Source organism: Streptosporangium sp. NPDC000396 (assembly GCF_042898655.1).
Lineage (GTDB): Bacteria > Actinomycetota > Actinomycetes > Streptosporangiales > Streptosporangiaceae > Streptosporangium.
Genome location: NZ_JBIAZA010000024.1, coordinates 102,493 through 120,840 on the forward strand (window position 1 = coordinate 102,493; position 18,348 = coordinate 120,840).

The 18,348-nt window shown below is 69.4% G+C and carries 13 protein-coding genes; 5 read left to right on the plus strand and 8 right to left on the minus strand.

The annotated features are described in order from the left end of the window. Positions 1-57: 57 nt before the first annotated feature. The gene (locus ACFY2X_RS32985) at positions 58-903 is read left to right on the plus strand and encodes an SRPBCC family protein (RefSeq protein ID WP_389946221.1); all 846 of its coding nucleotides are present in this window, start codon (positions 58-60) and stop codon (positions 901-903) included. 75 nt (positions 904-978) lie between these two features. On the opposite strand, the gene ACFY2X_RS32990 is transcribed toward ACFY2X_RS32985, so the two are convergent. Next, positions 979-2,358: an MFS transporter gene (locus tag ACFY2X_RS32990; protein ID WP_389946224.1), complete on the minus strand. Its 1,380-nt coding sequence runs from the start codon at positions 2,356-2,358 to the stop codon at positions 979-981. Between the two features lie 133 nt (positions 2,359-2,491). On the opposite strand from ACFY2X_RS32990, the gene ACFY2X_RS32995 reads away from it, so the two are divergent. Continuing rightward, complete coding sequence (locus ACFY2X_RS32995) at positions 2,492-3,475, plus strand: Lrp/AsnC family transcriptional regulator (RefSeq protein ID WP_389946227.1); 984 nt, start codon at positions 2,492-2,494, stop codon at positions 3,473-3,475. Between the two features lie 87 nt (positions 3,476-3,562). Here the strand turns inward: ACFY2X_RS32995 and ACFY2X_RS33000 are convergent, their stop codons facing one another. Together ACFY2X_RS33000 and ACFY2X_RS33005 are read right to left on the minus strand one after the other, a co-directional pair. Beyond that, positions 3,563-4,690, minus strand: coding sequence for a CU044_5270 family protein (locus ACFY2X_RS33000; RefSeq protein ID WP_389946230.1), 1,128 nt, complete (start codon positions 4,688-4,690; stop codon positions 3,563-3,565). Continuing rightward, positions 4,687-5,226, minus strand: coding sequence for an RNA polymerase sigma factor (locus tag ACFY2X_RS33005; RefSeq protein ID WP_389946233.1), 540 nt, complete (start codon positions 5,224-5,226; stop codon positions 4,687-4,689). The genes ACFY2X_RS33000 and ACFY2X_RS33005 overlap by 4 nt, the downstream gene beginning before the upstream one ends. 187 nt (positions 5,227-5,413) lie before the next feature. Here ACFY2X_RS33005 and ACFY2X_RS33010 point away from each other — a divergent pair, with 187 nt between their 5' ends. Beyond that, positions 5,414-8,170 carry a CDP-glycerol glycerophosphotransferase family protein gene (locus ACFY2X_RS33010; RefSeq protein ID WP_389946236.1) on the plus strand — a complete coding sequence of 919 codons (2,757 nt, stop codon included), beginning with the start codon at positions 5,414-5,416 and terminating at the stop codon, positions 8,168-8,170. Further along, positions 8,155-9,255: a glycosyltransferase gene (locus tag ACFY2X_RS33015; protein ID WP_389946239.1), complete on the plus strand. Its 1,101-nt coding sequence runs from the start codon at positions 8,155-8,157 to the stop codon at positions 9,253-9,255. The genes ACFY2X_RS33010 and ACFY2X_RS33015 overlap by 16 nt, the downstream gene beginning before the upstream one ends. Here the strand turns inward: ACFY2X_RS33015 and ACFY2X_RS33020 are convergent. From ACFY2X_RS33020 to ACFY2X_RS33035, 4 genes are all read right to left on the minus strand, one after another. Then, positions 9,245-10,288, minus strand: a complete 1,044-nt coding sequence (locus ACFY2X_RS33020) for a sulfotransferase family protein (protein WP_389946245.1) — start codon at positions 10,286-10,288, stop codon at positions 9,245-9,247. The genes ACFY2X_RS33015 and ACFY2X_RS33020 overlap by 11 nt on opposite strands. Before the next feature lie 14 nt (positions 10,289-10,302). Continuing rightward, the gene (locus ACFY2X_RS33025) at positions 10,303-11,313 is read right to left on the minus strand and encodes a sulfotransferase family protein (protein ID WP_389946248.1); all 1,011 of its coding nucleotides are present in this window, start codon (positions 11,311-11,313) and stop codon (positions 10,303-10,305) included. Between the two features lie 25 nt (positions 11,314-11,338). Next, positions 11,339-12,142 (minus strand): CDP-alcohol phosphatidyltransferase family protein, encoded by an 804-nt coding sequence (locus ACFY2X_RS33030; protein ID WP_389946251.1) that lies wholly within the window; start codon positions 12,140-12,142, stop codon positions 11,339-11,341. Between the two features lie 208 nt (positions 12,143-12,350). Continuing rightward, on the minus strand, positions 12,351-15,761 hold the full coding sequence (locus ACFY2X_RS33035) for a CDP-glycerol glycerophosphotransferase family protein (protein WP_389946254.1): 3,411 nt from the start codon (positions 15,759-15,761) through the stop codon (positions 12,351-12,353). Between the two features lie 534 nt (positions 15,762-16,295). On the opposite strand from ACFY2X_RS33035, the gene ACFY2X_RS33040 reads away from it, so the two are divergent. Then, positions 16,296-17,126 (plus strand): polysaccharide deacetylase family protein, encoded by an 831-nt coding sequence (locus ACFY2X_RS33040; RefSeq protein ID WP_389946257.1) that lies wholly within the window; start codon positions 16,296-16,298, stop codon positions 17,124-17,126. On the opposite strand, the gene ACFY2X_RS33045 is transcribed toward ACFY2X_RS33040, so the two are convergent. After that, complete coding sequence (locus ACFY2X_RS33045; RefSeq protein ID WP_389946260.1) at positions 17,123-18,286, minus strand: acyltransferase family protein; 1,164 nt, start codon at positions 18,284-18,286, stop codon at positions 17,123-17,125. The two genes, ACFY2X_RS33040 and ACFY2X_RS33045, sit on opposite strands and share 4 nt — an antisense overlap. Positions 18,287-18,348: the final 62 nt, after the last annotated feature.

Here is an 18,348-nt window from a genome sequence, read left to right on the forward strand (position 1 = left end):
AGCCTCCGCGCACGGTCGGCGTGTCGCGGAAGCGGCCGATCGACAAGGAGCGAATCGATGGCGATGCGATTCGAGCACGAATTCACGGTTCCGGTACCGATCGAGCAGGCGTGGTCGGTGCTGCTCGACGTCGAACGGGTCGCGCCCTGCCTGCCCGGGGCCGCCCTCGACGCCGTGGACGGCGACTCCTTCACCGGCCGGATGAAGCTGAAGGTGGGGCCGATCACGGTCACCTACCGGGGCGAGGCCGCGTTCGAAGACGTGGACAAAGACCTCCACAGCCTGACCATCAAGGCCTCCGGCAAGGAGATGCGGGGTTCCGGCACGGCCGCCGCGACGGTCACCGCACGGCTGCGCCCCGAGGTGACGAGCACCCGGGTCACCGTCGAGACCTCCTTCACCGTGACCGGCCGGCCTGCCCAGTTCGGCCGGGGCGTGATGGCCGAGGTCGGCGGCAGGCTGGTCGACAGGTTCGCGGCCAACCTCGCCGAGCTGCTGAGGGAAGGGTCGAGCCCGGAGCCGCCCGCGGAGAGCGCCGTGGCACCCGAACCGGTGGCGGCGGGTTCGGTGATCTCGCCGGATGGCGTGGAGCAGGAGGGGCCAGGGATCCGCCACCTCACCGCCGTGCCCTCACCGCCCGAAACGGCCCCGGCGGCCACGACGGCCATGGGGATCGCGACGTCCGCGGCGGCTACGGTGGCCGCGGCGGAACAGGCACGCGCCCAGAAGGCCCATCCGGCCGGCGTCCTGCGCCGCCCCTCACGGATCTCTGACGAGGAGGCCCTCGATCTCCTTGAGGTCGCGGGCGTCCCGCTCCTCAAACGCGCCGCCCCGCTGCTCATCGTCCTGGCCGGTTTCGTCCTTGCCGACTGGCTGATCCGCCGCGCCCTGCGCCGCCGCTGAAACACCTGGCCGACTTGCTGTGTCGGGCAGACCTGGGCGCACGCCTATCTGGCCGCCCACGCGTGTCCCTCCCGATCAGCGTGCGCGAGCCGTAGCGTTGATCATGAACGCGGCGGCGAAGCCGTTGGCGATCAGGAGCGCGGCGGCGGCCCACAGCGCGACCGGTGCCGCACCCGTACGGAGGAACAGCGTGCCGAGCAGGGCGATGCCGAGCGTGCCGCCGAGTTGCTGAACGGCGTTGAGCAGCCCGGCGGCCGAGCCGGTCTCGTGCGGACGTACGCGTTCGAGCGCGGTGGCGAAGAACGGCGTGGTGAACATCCCCAGCCCGAACCCGCCCAGCGCCAGCGCGAGTCCGGCCGACCACGGGTGACCGGGCTCGGCGGTGTAGGAGGCGATGAGGAGCAGGGTTCCCGCCAGCAGCGCGGCGAGCCCGCCGAGCATGAGTTTCGCCCCGAACCGCGGGAACAGATGGGCGCCCGACAGCCATGAGGAGACCGCCATCCCGCACGACCAGGGCAGCAGCGTGAGACCCGAGGTCAAGACGTCGTCGTGGCGGGTGAGCTGCGCCTGGAGGACGACGGTCAGCATCAGGCCGTTCATCACCGCGAAGAACAGCATGGAGCTCACCAGCGCGGCGGGGAAGCCGCGGTTGCCGAACAGGCTGGGCTCGACCAGCGAGGTCCTCCCCCGTCGTGTCCGTCCGCGCTGCTGGAGCCAGAACACCGCCAGCACGGCCACGCCGCCGATGAACGCGAGCCAGGTCCAGGCGGGCCACCCGGCCGCGTCGCCCTCGATGAGCGGGTAGACCAGCAGGCCCATGCCGAAGGTCGCCAGCGCGGTGCCGGGCAGATCGAGGCGTGGACGGTGGGCGGCGCGGTCCTCGCGCAGCAGCGGCGCGAGGGCGAGGATCGCCAGGCCGAGCGGGACGTTCACGAGAAAGACCGATCGCCACGACGATCCGAGCAGGTCGGCGTGGGTGAGGAAGCCGCCGAGCACGGGGCCGCAGACCGCCGACAGGCCCATGACCGGGCCGATGCTGCCCAGCGCCCTGGGCAGTTCCGCGCCGTCGAACATGGCGCGGATCAACCCGAGGGTCTGCGGGATGATCAGCGCCGCCGCGGCCCCCTGCACCGCTCGCGCGGCGATCAGCATTCCGGCGGACCCGCTCAGCGCGCAGGCCAGCGAGGCGATCACGAACCCGGCTACGCCGGCCCGGAAGACCCTGGCGCGCCCCGCGATGTCACCGAGCCGCCCGCCGGTGATCAGCAGCACCGCGAACGGCAGCGTGTACGCGGCCCCGAACCACTGGATGTCGGAAGCGGGACCGACGAGATCGGCATGTATGACCGGCGCCGCGACCTGGACGATCGTCGCGTCGAGCAGGTTCATCGCCTCGGCGGCCAGCAGCGCCGCCAGCGCGGCCCACCGCCACCGGTAGGCCAACGTCGGACTCATCAGCACAGAAAGCTCCCTCCAGCAGGTCCGTTCATCGCGGTCGATCCTGCGGGCGGGAGCGGGATCGGTTCCACTTTTCACTGGAAGGCAGGCGATACTTTCCACAAAGGGTCGAAAAATGAGGGAATATCACGTGCTTGACGACGTCGACCGGGGTCTGATCCATGCGCTGCACATCGACGGCCGCGCGCCGTTCAGCAGGATCGCCACCGTACTCGGCGTCTCGATCCAGACCGTGGCCCGCCGCTACCGGCGGCTGACCGCCGAGGTCGCGCTGCGCGTCGTGGGGCTCCCCGACACCCGGCACTCCGGTCAGGCGCAGTGGATACTGCGCCTGACCGCCGCCCCGCACAGCGCCCAGAACCTCGCCCGGGCCCTGGCGCGGCGGGCCGACACCTCGTGGGTCAAGCTCATCTCCGGCGGCACGGAGATCTTCACGATCGTCACCGCCCCGAACCATCAGCCCGATCGCTCGCTGCTCCTGCACGACATCCCGCGCACCGCGGGCATCACCGCGGTTTCCGCGCACTGCCTGCTGCACGCCTACCACGGCGGTCCCGCCGCCTGGCGCGGGCGCCCGAACGTGCTGGACGAGCGGCAGCAACGGCTGCTGGAGCCCGTCGTCCAGCCCCACAGCGAGCGGCACGCCGTGACCCGCTCCGACGCCGCCCTGCTGGCCGCGCTCCGCCACGACGGCCGGGCGAGCCACGCCGACCTGGCCAAGGCCACCGGCTGGTCGGCGGCCACCGTCGCGCGCCGCCTGGCCGACCTGCGGGCGAGCGGCGCGCTCTTCTTCGACATCGAGCTCGATGCGGCGGTGCTCGGCGTCGCCGTCCAGGCCCTGCTGTGGATCTCGGTCGCCCCGGCGCACCTGGACCGGGTCGCCACCACCCTGGCCGGGCACGCCGAACTGGCCTTCGTCGCCGCCACCACCGGCTCCACCAACCTGGTGGCCAACGCGCTGTGCACTGATCCGGCCGCCCTGCACCGCTACCTGACGCAGGGGCTCGGCTCGGTCGAGGGCATCCACACGATCGAGACCGCTCCCGTGCTGCGCACCGTCAAGGCGGCCGGCACGATGACCGTCAGCCGTACGTCCGCGACCGGGCGTGGATGAGGTCGGTCAGGGCGATTTCCGGCCCGGATATGACCGGGACCCCGTATCGCGCCTCATCGCGGAGATCCGCCTTCCCTTCGTGACTCCCTAACGGAGGCACTCCGTGGGCTTGCCCGACAGACAACTTTTGGGGACAGCGGGTTTGTCGTCGGTCCAGCCGATGTTCTTCATCACCAACGTGTGAGTCACGGTTCCCCGCGAGATCCCGGGCCACTTCCGGGCGTCCGGCCGTAGCAACATCTCCTGGATGGCCATGAGCTCCCCGGTGTTCCTGTCGACCACCAGCTGGCGCTCGGACACGCCGCCGTTGACCGTCATCGTCAGCGCCACCCCGTGACGCCCGTCGACGGTTCTCACCCCGTCGGCCACCCGCATCCCGGGAAGATCCGCGAGTATGCGATAGGCGGCCGCCCGAACCTGCGAAGTGGACGGGACCTCGTAGAGCAGAACCTCGCTCAGCTCCCGAAGGTGGTCGTTCGCGTCCGGCAGGCTCCCCCCGGGCGGCGGGGTCGGCCAGTTCTTCATCGCCTTCTGGTAGGCGGGCCAGTACGACTGGAGCTTCGCCTTCAACGCGCCGGGTTCCTCGGGCAGCCGCAGCAACTCGTCGACGGTGAGAGGGTTATTGATCATGCTCAGCGGAGCCTTGAGCCCGGGATCCACTAGGTAGCGCGTCCGGCCCATGGGGTTACTGTCGTTCGCGCAGTCGGCGTCGACCCCGCACAACCTCGGAGAGCCCGCACGCCGCCAGACGGTCTCATCAGCGGAGGTGTAGGGCGTGCTGCTGAGCCCCCGCAACTCGTGGACCTTGCCCTGGCGCCGTCCCAACCAGACGACCTGACGATTTCTGATCTCCACGACGAACCGGCCGACAGCTGGATCCGCCTGGTCTCGGCTGACGACCTCGATCTCCCGCCGCCAGTACGGCTTCTCCGCCGCCTCCTGACGCCGGGCGAGCCGGTCGGCGGCGCCGAACAGCACCTCCCGGGCGGCCGGCTGATTCATCACGGTGGCGGATCCGCCGCCCAGCCGGGGAACGAGGACGACCCCGGCGATCACGGCCACCGTGGCCGTGGCCGCCACCAGGACCCCGGCCCAGGCGGAGATCCGCCGGCGGCGCCCGCCCGCCAGCACCCGGGTCCTGACCTCGGCGACCTTCCCGGGATCGGAGGGCGGGACATCGGGCATCACCGTGTCGATGAGCTTGAACTCGTTCACCAGACCTCCGCTCCCAGTGATTTGTGCAGTTTGGTCCGCGCCCGGCTGAGCCGGGAGGCCACGGTGCCGTAGGCGACCCCGAGCGCCTCGGCGATCTCCTCGTAGGTCAGCCCGCCGTACGCGACGAGCAGCACCACGTCACGCTCACCCTGCGACAGCCCCGCCAGCGCCCCCGAGAGCCGGCCGACCGTCATTCCCGCCGAAACCCGGTCGACGACCCGCTGGTCGTGACCGTCGTCGTCGGGTGGCGGTCCCGTTCTGGCCAGGGCCCGGTAGCGGCGCAGCTCGGCCCGGCGGTGGCGGCCGATCAGGTTGGTGGCGATGCCGTACAGCCAGGGGCGGACGGCACCCCGCGCGGGGTCGAACCGGCCGCGCCGGCGGAAGGCGATCAGGAAGGTCTCGGCGGCGAGGTCCTCGGCGACGCCGAGGTCGAGCCGCCGCCCGATGTAGCGGCGGATCTCCTCGTAGTACGCGTCGAAGACGGTGCCGAACCTCTCGGGGTCGACGACCGAGGCGGTGTCGGAAACAGCGGTCATGCAAGGTTCTCCCTTGTCGAAAGGACAAGACACCCTTTCTTCCCCACACACCCCGCCCCCTTCCCGGCTTTTTCGCGTGGGCCAGTCCGGATGCGCCCTGCGGACGGATTTCGCATAGCACCCAAAACACCGTCATAACTCAACAAACCAGACAAAAGCACAGCTAGTTTCGGGAACACCTCATAATGTGACCAATGCACCGGACTGCAGTGTGGTCGTCATCACCTACAACGACGCCACGCGGCTGCCCAGGGCCGTGAGGTCCGTGCTCGGCCAGTCACTGCGGAACCTGGAAGTGATCATCGCGGACGACGCGAGCACCGACGACACCCCGGAGGTCGCGCGTCGGCTCCAGCGGGAGGACCCCCGGATCCGCTACCTGCGCCGCGACGTCAACAGCGGCGGCTGCGGCGCGCCGCGCAACAGCGGGGTGGCGGCGGCCCGCGCGCCGTACGTCATGTTCCTCGACAGCGACGACCGGCTGACCAGGCACGCCTGCAAGAGCATGATGCTGGAGATCGAGCGGACCGGCGCCGACTTCGTCACCGGGCAGATCGCCCGGCTGTACGAATGGAGCGGAAGGACCCACCGCTACTACCCCGAACTGTTCGCCAGGCGCAGGACCGTCGAGGGGATCGCGCAGGAGCCCGAGCTGTTCCTCGACTCCTTCAGCACCAACAAGCTCTACCGGACCGAGCTGCTGCGACGGCTGCCTTTCCGGGAAGACCTGCACTACGAGGACCACGTCTTCAGCGCCGAGCTCTACTGCGCCGCGCGGCGGTTCGCCGTGGTCCCGTGGGTCGTCTACCTCTGGCACCGGTCCGAGGAGAAGGACGGCGAGCCGTTGTCGATCTCGCTGAGCATCAGGCAGATGGAGAACGTCCGAGCCCGGATCAGGGCGGCCCGGCTGAGCGACGACATCCTGCGCGAGCACGGCCTGGCCGACCTGGTTCCCGAGCGGCAGCGCCGGTTCCTCCGCCAGGACCTGCGGGTCTATCTCAACCCGCTGCCCTCGCGCGATCCGGCGTGGGTGGCGGAGTTCATCTCCCTGGTCCGCCCCTACCTCGCGGAACTGGACCCGGCGGTGTTCGAGCAGATCGATCCGATCACCCGAGTCTGCTGCCGTTTCATCCTCGACCGCAGGGCCGACGAGCTCGTGGTCGCCGCTCGCTCCCTGAACGAGCCGAAGGCCGCGCCGCGCTTCGCCGTACAGGAGGGAGGGCGCACCTACTGGGGCACCACCCCGGCCGAGGGGCTGGACATCACCCCGCTCCGGATGGCCGAGCTGCCCTACACCGCGTCCCGGCTCCGCCACGAGGCGGCCTTCACCGGCAGAGGCACCGAAGTCACGCTGACGATCAGGACCTACGACCCGTTCGGTGTGCTCGCCGCGAACCCGGGATGGAGCGCGTTCCTGCAGATCAGGGGCCGCCGGGTGCGGCTGGCCCCGCGTCCGCAGGACGACGGCAGCCACCTGAGCGAGGTGACGGTCGACCTCGCCACGCTCAGCCCCGGCCTCCTGGGCTGGGACCGCCACGACGACCCGATGGTCGCGATCGTCCGCGCCGACGGGCGGGTCACCGCCGACCGGCTGCTCGTCGCGCCGGCCTCCGAGCCGGTCAGGATCGCCGTCCCCCGTCACGAGGTCACGGTCAGAGCCGAGGGGGCGTCCGCGTTCCTGCGGGTGCGGTGGCGGCGGGCGGGTCTGCTGCGGCAGGCCGCCCGGGTCGGGCGGGCCGGCCGCCGGCTGATGAGGCGGCTGGGCCGGTCCGACGTGAAGCTCCGCGTCTACAAGGGGCTGATCAGGATCGTGCCGACGCGTGAGGACCTGGCGTTGTTCGAGTCCGACGTCGGCGCCGGATACACCGGCAACCCCCGCTACATCTACGAGGAGCTCAGACGGCGGCGGGCGCCGCTGAAGATGGTCTGGTCGGTCAGCAGGTTCCGGCGGAACTTCCCCAGGGACGCCACGCTGGTGCGGCGGATGAGCTGGCGTCACGTGTGGACCATGGCCAGGGCGGGCTACTGGGTGGACAGCCACGGCATGCCGCTGGCCTACCCCAAACCGGCCCGGACCCGCTACCTGCAGACCTGGCACGGCCAGGGCATCAAGTCGGTCGGCTTCAACTCGCCGGACCTGCGGGCCGACTTCCCCGGGCCCCGGGCGCGGTGGCGGGCGGCGGTGGCGCGATGGGACGCGCTGGTCTCGCCGAGCGCCGAGTTCGAGCGGGTCTTCCTGCCCTCCAACGAGTACGGCGGGCCGGTCCTGCGCTACGGCTCCCCCCGGTGCGACGTCCTCGTCCACGGCGACGAAGAGGCGGTACGGCGGGCCAAGGACCTGCTGGAGATCCCGCCGGGGCGCAAGGTTCTGCTGTACGCGCCCACCTACCGGGACCAGGCCAGGTCCTCGGGGCAGTCGATCCGGGCCGACCTGGACATGATGGCCGAGACGCTCGCCGGCGAATGGGTGGTGATCCTGCGCCCCCACCCGGTCGAGCGCTACAGGGTGCCGGAGCGCCTGCTCCACTTCGTCCGCCCGGCCGGGTCGTACCCCGAGGTCAACGACCTGATCCTGGCCTCGGACGCGCTGCTGACCGACTACTCGTCACTGATGTGCGACTACGCGATCACCGGCCGGCCGATGCTGTTCCTGATCGACGACTGGGACGAATACCGGCGCGTGGAGCGGGGCGTCTACCACGACCTGCCCGCGATCGCCCCCGGCCCCTGCCTGACCACGACCGAGGAACTGATCCACGTGTTGCGGGATCTCAACGACGTGGCCGCGTCGTTCGCCGCCAGATACATCGAGTTCCGCAGGACGTGGTGCGCCGACGAGAAGGGCCATGCCACGGCGAAGGTGGTGGACGCCTTCTTCGGTCCCGTGAAGAACGAGGCTCCCCTGCCCGTCCGGGCCCCCCGAGGGAGGTGGAAGACCGGATGAGCTGCGTGGTGTTCGCCTGCATGGACGCCGACACGCTCGGGGGAATCCAGCGGGTCACCCACACCGTCGCGCAGGGGCTGGCCGAGCGCGGTCACGACGTGCACGTGCTCGGGCTGCACCGGTCCGAGAGCCCGTTCCGCTACGTTGAGCTGCCCGGTTACCGGCGCCACGTGATCCACCACGCGCCGGTGGGCAAGGTCTCCTGGCTGGGTGCGTGCCGGGAGCGCCGCAGGCTCGACGAGCTGTTCCGCGGGCTCGCGCCGGGCTTCGCGGTGCTGGCCTCGCCGAGTGTGGTGTCCCGGGTCAGGGACCTGCTCCCGGAATGGCTGCTCCCGATCGGCCAGTATCACGGGTCCTACCAGCACGCGCGGGGATCCTGGCACCTCGGCTCGGTCCGGAGCCACTACGGCGAGCTGGAGAAGGCGGTGTTCCTCAGCGAGGACGACGCGTGGCTGTTCTCCGAGCACGCGTTGCTGCCCAACACCTGGGTCATCCCGAACCCGCTGGCCGCCTGGCCGTCACGGACCGCCGAGCTGACCGGCCACCGGGTGCTCGGAATCGGCAGGCTGGAGGGCGTGAAGCGGTTCGACCGGCTGATCTCGGCCTTCGCGCAGGCCGGCCGTACCGTGGGCGACGACTGGGAGCTGCACCTGCTCGGCGAGGGCGTCGAGCTGGAGCGGTTGCGGGCGCACGCGCTGGCGTGCGGGGTGGCGGATCGGGTGGTGTTCCGCGGCGCGGTGCCCGCGGCCGAGATGAGCCGCGAGTATCTGAACGGGTCGGTGCTCGCGCTGTCCAGCGAGCACGAGGGGCTGCCGCTGGTGCTCGGCGAGGCCGCGTCCTACGGCGTGCCCTCGGTGGCGTTCGACGTGTCGGGCGGGGTGCGGTCGCTCGTCGTTCACCGGGAGACCGGTCTGCTGGTGCCCCCGGCCGACGTTCCGGCCCTCGCGGCCGCGCTGGCCGAGCTGATGGCCGCGGAGCGTGAGCGGCGGCGGTTGGGCGCCGCCGCTCGCGCGCACGTCGAGGCGTTCCGGCTGGATCGTGTCCTGGATCGCTGGGAGGAGCTGTTCGAGCAGATCACCCGCTGACCGCGACCGGCTCGTTGCGCGGCATGGGCACTCCCGCCAGCACGATCTGGGCGGAGGTGAGCCGGGCGCCCAGCGGGTTCGGCTCGCGGAGCCGTATCAGGCGGTCGAAGGCCACCCGCTTGACCCGGGACAGCTTCCGCTTGGCCGCGGTCCGCTCGTAGGCGACCATCCGCGAGGTGTCGGTCTTCGGCGCGCCGCTGAGCTCGTAGCCGTAGGTCTCCAGCCGGTCGCCGAGGACGCTCTCGCACAGCGAGATCTCCCACGGCTCCAGCCTGCTCTTCCACGAGCCGCTCCGGGCGGTGGTCACCTCCTCGTGCGTGCGCGCGTGCCAGGTCTTGCGTGCCGGGCAGGCGACGTCGGCCATCAGCCTCGGCTCGCACATGGCCGGGTCGAAGTCCTCGCCGAGGAACTCGCACAGCCGGCGTAGGTGGGCCTCGGGGTCCGAGGTCAGATCCTCGTAGCGCAGCTCGTGGTAGCTGCCCTCGGGCAGCTTCGGGGCGCCGTGCCGGGCGAAGTCGATCGCCTCGGCCCAGGCGGAGACCGCGCTGTAGACGTTCCCGCTGTACCAGGGCATCTCCTTCAGCGAGGCCACGCAGTCGCGGCCGTCCCTGATCAGGTGGACGAACTGCGCGTCGGGGAAGAGCCGCAGCAACACGTCGATGTGCTGGAAGTACGACGGCCGCTTGTCCCCCCAGCGTGGCTTGTCGTGCCGGGCGGCGTAGGCGCGCAGCACGATGCCCAGCGCCGATCCGAGCGTCGGCGGCCCGTCGACGATCTGCCGGATCACTTCCTCGCCGTCCAGCCCCAGGTCGTGGAAGCGCGACTGGCGGCGGTTGACCACCCACTCGGCCAGGTCGCGCCTGCGGGCCTCGTCGTTCAGGTCGCCGAAGTGCAGTCGCCGCTGGTAGGCGGTGACCATGAACCGGGTCTCCGGGGGAATCGCGATGCGGGTGTGGGCGTGCGTCATGAGCTGCAGCATCGTCGTCCCCGAGCGGGGACAACCCACGATGAAAATCGGTCGGTCCGATTCCATTCTCAGACCTTCTCTCAGACTTTCGCCAGCTCGCCCAGCTGCCGGGTGGTGAGCTGCGCGGCCACTGGGCTCGGCTCGCGGAAGCGGTTCAGGCGGTCACGCATCTCCTTGCGGCGGCGAGCCCAGCGGCGCTTGTTCGCCGCCCTCTTGCAGGCCTCGACATGGGTCTTGTCGGCCTGGGGCGCGCCGGACAGCTCGTAGCCGTTGGAGGTCAGCCGCTCGGCCAGCACGGTCTCACAGACCGAGATCTCCCACGGTTCCAGCCTGTCCTTCCACGAGCCGGTCCGGGCGGTGGTCACGTCGCCGTGGGTGTTGCTGTGCCAGACCTTGTGCTGCGGGATCGCCACCCGGGCCACGTGGTACGGCTCGCTCATCGTGGGGTGGTAGTCCTCACCGAGGAAGTCGCACAGCTTGCTGAGCTCGGTCTCCGGGTAGGCCGTCAGGTTCTCGTAGTGCAGCTCGTAGTAGCTGTCGGCCGGCAGGTTCTTGGCGTGCCGACGGCCGAAGTCGATCGCCTCGGCCCAGTTGACCACCGCGTGGAAGATGTCCTTGGTGTACCAGGGCATCTCCTTCAGCGAGGCCACGCAGTCGCGGCCGTCCCTGATCAGATGGATGAACTGGGCGTCGGGGAAGAGCCGCAGCAGCAGGTCCACGTGGTGGTAGTAGCTCGGCCGCTTGTCGCCCCAGCGGGACTTGCCGTACTGCTCGGCGTAGGAGCGGAAGGTGATCCCCATCGCCGAGCCCAGCGTCGGCGGTCCGGCGACGATGTCCTCGATCAGCTTCTCCCCGTCGAGCTTCAGCTCCTTGAACTTGGTGTCCTTGTCGCTCACGATCCATCGGCCCAGCCGCCGCCGGTTCCCCGGCTCGCGCAGGTCTCCGAAGACGAACCTGCGGTAGTAGCCGGGCACCACGAACCGTGTCTCCGGAGGTACCGCGATGCGTGGATGCGAGTGCAGCATGAGCTGCAACATGGTGGTGCCGGAACGCGGACAGCCGATCACAAAGATCGGTCGGTCTGACTGCATGACAACGAACCCCCGTAGAAGATGATCAAACAGGTACACGCTGCGCGCTTTCGGGGCGCGGTACGGCAGGCGCGACCCGGGTGAACCGCCACATTCGGTAGATCAGAAAGACTTCGTTCAGCAGGAGCAGCGTCCCCGCCACGATCGCGACCGGCACGAGCACCTCCGTCCCGACCAGCGGGGCGACCACGAACACCGCGGCGTGGAACTCGATGCCGCTGATGAGGTGACTCCGCACCCGGCGGCGGAGGAGGAACCGTCCGGCCCTGCGACGCAGGGAGGGCTGCTTGGGCGGCCTGTAGTCCGATCGGCGGCCGGCCGGACGCTCCGGCCGGCTCTCCCTGACCACCTCGCGAACGCGCTTCATCTGCGGTGCGTTCACGTAGCGGAACAGGTCGAGCACGGCGATTCCGGCACCCAGCAGGATGTAGGAGACGTCCCCCGTCGCCACGTACTGCCCGAACGCCAGGCCGGTCGCGCAGCAGACCACGCGGATCCGATCGCCCACGTAGTCGAGCCAGAGGCCGAACGCGGTCCCCGTCCCCTTGAGCCGGGCGATCTTCCCGTCCATGCAGTCGACCATGAAGCTCACGTAGAACAGCGCGGCCCCCGCCACGAGTTGTCCGAACGCGAAGCAGGCCGCCGATCCCAGCCCCAGGGCCAGCGACAGACGCGTGAGCCCGTTAGGCGTGACGGCGGTGTGGTTGGCCACGAGCAGTGTGAGCCTGCACGCCACCGGGTCAACCAGGAAGACCGTCCACCAGGAGTCTTTTCGTTTGCGGGTCGCGCGAACGTCGTTCAACGAGTAGGCCCTCATGCGTTCCAGCATGGCGACGCAGGGTCTCTTGACATCTACGCTCTGTAACTACTAGAAGATCTCCATGCCACTTCTTGACCGACCCGCGCCACTGCGATCAGTTGCTTTGGAGACCCCAAAGGCCGAAGAGGCGCTCTTCGGCCTTTGACTGGACGGACTGGATGGACTTCGGCCGGATCGGGCGGCCTCCGGCTGGAACGGGTGGCTCCGGCTGGAACGGCTACCCGAAGACGCGATCCACGACCCTCGCCGCGGCACGGCCGTCGTCCAGCGGGCAGAACGTGGCCGCGAACGTCTCGTAGAGGCCTTCGTACTTGGCCCCCACCTCACCGAGGTTCCTGAGGGCCGCCACGACCTCCTCCGTCGTCCGCAGCAGCGGGCCGGGGGCCTCGGCCTCGAAGTCGACGTAGAAGCCCCGCAGTTCGTCGCGGTAGTACTCCAGGTCGTAGGTGTAGAAGAGCATCGGCTTGCCGGTGACCGCGAAGTCGAACATCGCCGACGAGTAGTCCGTCATCAGGGCGTCCGCGACCACATACAGATCCTGGATATCCGGATATGTCGACACATCGATGACGAAGTCTCTGCCGACACGGGGCACCCTGTCGATGACGCTCGGATGCCTGCGGATCATGAGCACGTGATCCTCGCCGAGCTCCTCGTACATCCGCTGGAGATCCAGCCGCAGGTCGAGCCGGTAGCGTCCCTTGGCGTAGAACTTGTCGTCCCGCCAGGTCGGGGCATACAGGATGACCTTCTTGCCCTCCGGCAGGCCGAGCCGCTCCCGGAGCCCGTCCTGCTCTCCGCGGCGCAGGACGTCGTTGCGGGGAAAACCGGTCTCCAGGATCTCCCCCTCGAACCGGAAGGCACTCCGGAAGATCGGGGTGCACCACGGGCCCGGCGAGATCAGGTGGCTCCACTGGGAGGTCTTCCGCGCCAGCCGTTCATGATGGTCCTGCCGGGCGAACGGCACCTTCTCGACGTCGACACCGACCCGTTTGAGCGGAGAACCATGCCAGGTCTGCAGCACCGTCTGGTCCGGCCTGCGCTCGAACCAGGAGGGCAGGTGGGTGTTGGTGACGACGTATCGGCAGTGGGCCAGCGCCTCGTAGTACTCCCGCCCGTATCGCCGGATCGGCGTCACCCCCTCCGGCAGCTCCACCTGGCCGTCCCGGACGTTCCACAGAAACTCCAGCTCGACGCCTCGCCCCAGCAGCTCCTCGTAGATCGCCTTCGGGCTGTCGGAGAACTGCTTGCCGGAGTAGCAGTCGAAGAAGACCGCGGGCCGGAGCGGATCGTTACGCCGCGAGGAGTAGAACCCGCCGCGCAGCGCCCGCTGCGCCTTCGGCCTGCCCTCGGCACCCAGCTCGTCGCTCACGGCGAGTACGGCCTCGGCCATCAAGTCGGTGTCGAAGGTGAACGTCCGCCGCCCGACGTGCTCCAGCGGCACGGACGGGGGGAACTCCACCCGCATGTCACCCGTGGCGGTCCGGACCGCGAAGCCGTGCGTCCCGGCGGGCAGCGGCACCCGGCCCGCGAGCGTGTCGACCGCCTCGGGCGTCACCGTCGCACCGTTCTCGGTGACCGGGAACAGCCGCTCGGTGAGCCGGCTCCGCGAGGTGACGACCAGCCACGCCGGGCCGTCGATCGGGCGCATCGGGGCCCCGGTCAGCTCAAGATGGCCCCGCTCCGTCCACCTCACCCGCTCCACGTAGAACGTCGGCCGCTGCTCGCGCAGCACGAGCTCTCCCGTCCAGGATCGGCTCACCATGACGTCCCGGTCCCACAGGGAGTGGAGACCGCGTTCCACGTCCCCGGCGACGACCAGCGGCTGGGCCCGGCCCTGTTTCGGGACGACCTCGAAACGCCATTCGGCGCCGGGGTTGAGGGCGCTCATCTCCAGACTCGACGGATCGAGGCCTGGCCACCGCTCGGACAGCACCCCGTCGAGGTCGACCACCACGTGGAAGCGGCCGTCGGAGGTGACCATCGGGTAGCGCCGATCCCGGCCGCCCTGCGGCCGGGTCAGCCGCAGCGTCGGAGCGGCACCCAGATCTCCCCCGCAACGACCGCTGATGTGCAGCCTGCCGTTGGCCACCCAGTGCTTGGTGACCTGGGCGGCCGGCTGCTCCACCCGGAGCGTGAACTCGTCGGCCGCCGTCCACTCCGTCCAGGACAGGACGCCGGGCTCGATCTCCACGCCCTCCACCCGCTGCGCGGCCGGAGCCGGGTTGGCCAGCCTGCCCCTCCGTAGGAGGCCCCGGTGCAGCACACGCAGCTCGACCTGCCACGACGAGCCACGGGGAAGCGTGGCCGGGTCGATGACCAGCTCGAACCCGCACCAGTCCTTACGCCTGCGCGGACCGGTGTCGATCAGCGACAGGGCCCGCCGGGTCCTGACCGGAAGCCGGATCCTGCGACCGGTCTCCGAGACCAACCAGGCGAAGACATGCTGGTGGATCCGCTTGCGGGGACGCATGTAGCGCAGCGAGATCCGGCCCTCGACGAGCAGCCTGCCGTCCTGCCAGCGCAGGCCGTCCACCCGCTGCCGCAGCTCCAGCTCCTCGCGCATCCGCGTGGCCGACCGCTCGACGGGCACCGGGCTGGAGAGGTGATACCTGCGCATGCCTCCGACGACGCGGGCGGTCGGTTTCACCGTCCTGTCCCACTCCAGCAACTGGATGAGGTCGTCCACGCGGCGTTGCCGTACGAGAGCCCACTTCACCCGGCGCTGCGCCGGGACGCGCGCGAGGACCTTCGGACCGGCTTCGTCCATGTAGGCGTTCGCCAGGTCGAGGAAGCGCTGCCGGAACGCCTTGTCGGCCTGGTCCAGCACCTGCAGGAAGTTCGGCAGGTCGCTGTCGAGGACCATCCTGTCCCACGCGGGCAGATACTTGGCCCGGCCGGTGTCGGCGAGGAAACGCCGCACCGACCCCACCGCGGCGAACCGGTCCTCGATCCCCTTGACATGTGCCCGGTTCTGCGTGATCGACGTGCTCTCCCCCTCCCGTTCCCGCCACAGGTAGACAGGGGTGGACAGCACGTCCACCGACTCGGCGAGGAAGTGCGCGGGCAGCGCGACCGCGATGTCCTCCCAGAGGACCCCCTCGGGGAAGCTCAGCCCGTGCTTGTCCCAGAAGGAGCGGCGCCAGAGCTTGTTGGTGACCAGCCTGTCCTTCAGCAGGATGTCGTTCCTGGTCACGTGGGTCCGCTGGGTCGAATGGGTGAAGATCGCCTTGTGCATCGACGACTGGCGCACCCCCTGCCCGCTGAAGCGGAGCACGTTTCCCGTGGCGAGGTCGGAGCCGCTCTCCAGCAGGCTGCACAGCATCGTCTCGATGGCGGTCGGCGGGAGCATGTCGTCGCTGTCCAGGAAGGCGAGAAACTCCCCGGTCGCGCTCCTGATGCCGGTGTTCCGCGCGGTGCCCAGGCCCGCGTTCTCCTGCCGGATCAGCCGGAACCGCCCGTCGCGCTCGGCGAAGGCCGCGGCGATCTCCGCGCTGGAGTCGGGAGAGCCGTCGTCCACCATGACGACCTCGATGTCCCTCCAGGTCTGCGCGGCCAAGGACGCCAGGCACGCCTCAAGGTACGGTTCCACGTCGTAGATGGGCACGACGATGCTCACTAGAGACACGATGGGTCCTCCGGTGGTCGAAAGCTCGGGGGGACGGGCGGCAGATGACCGGCGTGGCGCGGTTCGGCAGGCCGGTGACGGTGGTCACGGAACGGCCGGGCCAGGACTGCGTGAACCGCATGCCGGGGCACCGGGCGGTCGCCAAGCGCGGCGGAGAGCCGGGGTGCCCGTCGAATGCGAACCCTGGCAGTCATGAGCGCGCGGCAGACATCGTCACGTGAGCCAGCATGGCTTCGCGAACCGAGCGGGTGACTCCAGAATGTGACCGCAATGGACCCAGCTGACCGAGACTTGACCATCCCCCGCGCCCGGTGGAAGGACACGTCAGACGGGTTGGCTTCCCGGTCTTCGTGCGGCGCACGGCACGGTCGGGCTCAGCGGCCCGGCACAACGACGATGATCTTCACCCATAAGGCCATACGGGCGCGGACAGGGCGTTCACAGGACATCGTGACACATCAACCCCAGAAGTTATCTGGCGTCTCGGTAAGATGCCCATTCGACCCGACGTCAATTTGACCCGGAGCTCCCCTCATGAAGTCTCCTACCCGAATGCTGCTGGCCACATCATGTGCGCTGGCCCTGATCTCCACACCGGCCGCCGCGTGGAGCGCGGACAAGCCCAAAACGGCGGACAAGGCCAAGTCCGCCGCCAAGGCCGCTCCCGTGGACTGCGCGAAGGTCAAGTGCATCGCGCTGACCTTCGACGACGGCCCGGGCAAGTATGCCGACAAGCTGCTCGACACCTTCAAGAAGTACAAGGCCAAGACCACGTTCTTCCTTGAGGGCCAGTACGTGAAGGCCCGTCCGGCCTTCGCCAAGCGGATGGCCGCCGAAGGCCACGAGCTCGGCAACCACAGTTACACCCACCCGCACCTGCGCGAGGTGTCCGAGGACAAGATCCGCGAGGAACTGACCAAGACGCAGGACATCGTCAAGCAGATCACCGGCAAGGCACCGACCATGTTCCGCCCGCCGTACGGCGAGATGGACGACCGGGTCCAGACCATCGCCAAGGAGATGGGCCTGCCGATCGTGCTGTGGAACGGCGGCTCCCGCGACTGGGCGACCAGGGACGAGAAGGCCATCTACAACGAGGTGCTCAAGAACGCCAAGCGTGACGGCGTCATCCTCATGCACGACTGGGTCGAGCAGACCGTCAAGGTGATGCCCAAGCTGCTGGTCGCGTTGCAGAAGCAGGGCTACCACGTCGTCTCCGTCTCCTCTCTGCGCGGTGCGCAGCAGCTCGAGGCCGGCGACGTCTACCCGGTCGGCAGCGAGAAGGACGAGAACCTCCCGTCCGAGGCGCCCATCGACAGCGCCGACAGCGCCGACAGCGGCGAGTCGCCCGCCGACGGTTCCTAGACCACTCGCCTTCCCCACCGCTGCATGGGCAATTCCACGTAGCGGTAGGTGAGCCGGCTCAGGACCAACACCACGGCGACGGAAGCCGCCGACAGCGACAGCTGCACCACCGGCTGCATGGCTCTCACATCTCCGACGATGGCGCACACGAGCCTCAGCAGCGGGTGGTGCAGCAAATAGAGCGAGTAACTGATCAGGCCGAGGCCGATGAGAGAGCGCGGCAGACGACGGTCACGCAAAGCCATCGCACCCGCGAACGTGACTCCCGCGAGTGCCATCGTGGCGAGCCACACGTGGGGTTGGACCCACCACCAGTCCGCATGGATCGACCATGCCGGGGCCAGGGCCACGAGCACGGTCGCGACGATCACCGGCCACAGCCCGCCCACGCCCTGCTCCCAGCGACGGATCGCGGTCCCGGTGAACATCACCGCGAGGATCGCCGCCCCCAGCCACGGCACGAAGCTGCCGAAGATCAGCAACAGCAGGGCCATCGCGCCGAGGACATAGCCCGCGACGACCCTGAACCGGCCGCTGATCAGGCACACCATTCCCACGATGAACACCGCGCCCGAAGCGTAAGCGGGCCAGGAACCCTCCAACAACGGCACGGGCAGCACCAGCCCCACACCGACCGACAGGGCGCCGAACCCCACGGCGAAGGCTCCGCTCCGAAGGTGCAGGCCACGGATGAACAGCGCGGTGACCAGCAGATAGAAGACCATCTCATAGGAGAGCGTCCACATAGTGTCGGCCAGACCTCCCGTGTGCACCACGTCCAGCAGCATGGTGGCGTGCGCGAACACGGCCGACAGGTCGCGGGGCACCTGTTCGCGGACCGGCACCCAGATGGCCATGACGAGGACGACGAGCGCGACCAGCAGGTAGACCGGGTAGAGCCGGAACACCCGGCCGATCCAGAAGGCCCGCACATCACCGCGCCCTTCCAGAGAGACCGGGATGATATAGCCGCTGACCAGGAAGAACACCAGGACGCCGTACATCCCGAGGTTGAACCAGTACGGCCGGAGCGCAGGCATGAACCAGGGCAGCAGGTGTTCCAGCAGCACCGCGACCGCGCCTATACCGCGCAGCGCGTCCAGCCAGGCCAGCCGTGCGCCGGTGGCGGATCGGAGAGACAAGGGCGTGGCAGCTGTCATAGACACCCGCTCCCACCTACCCACCCACTACTCACGAAACGGGACCAGTTGCCATATCTCTG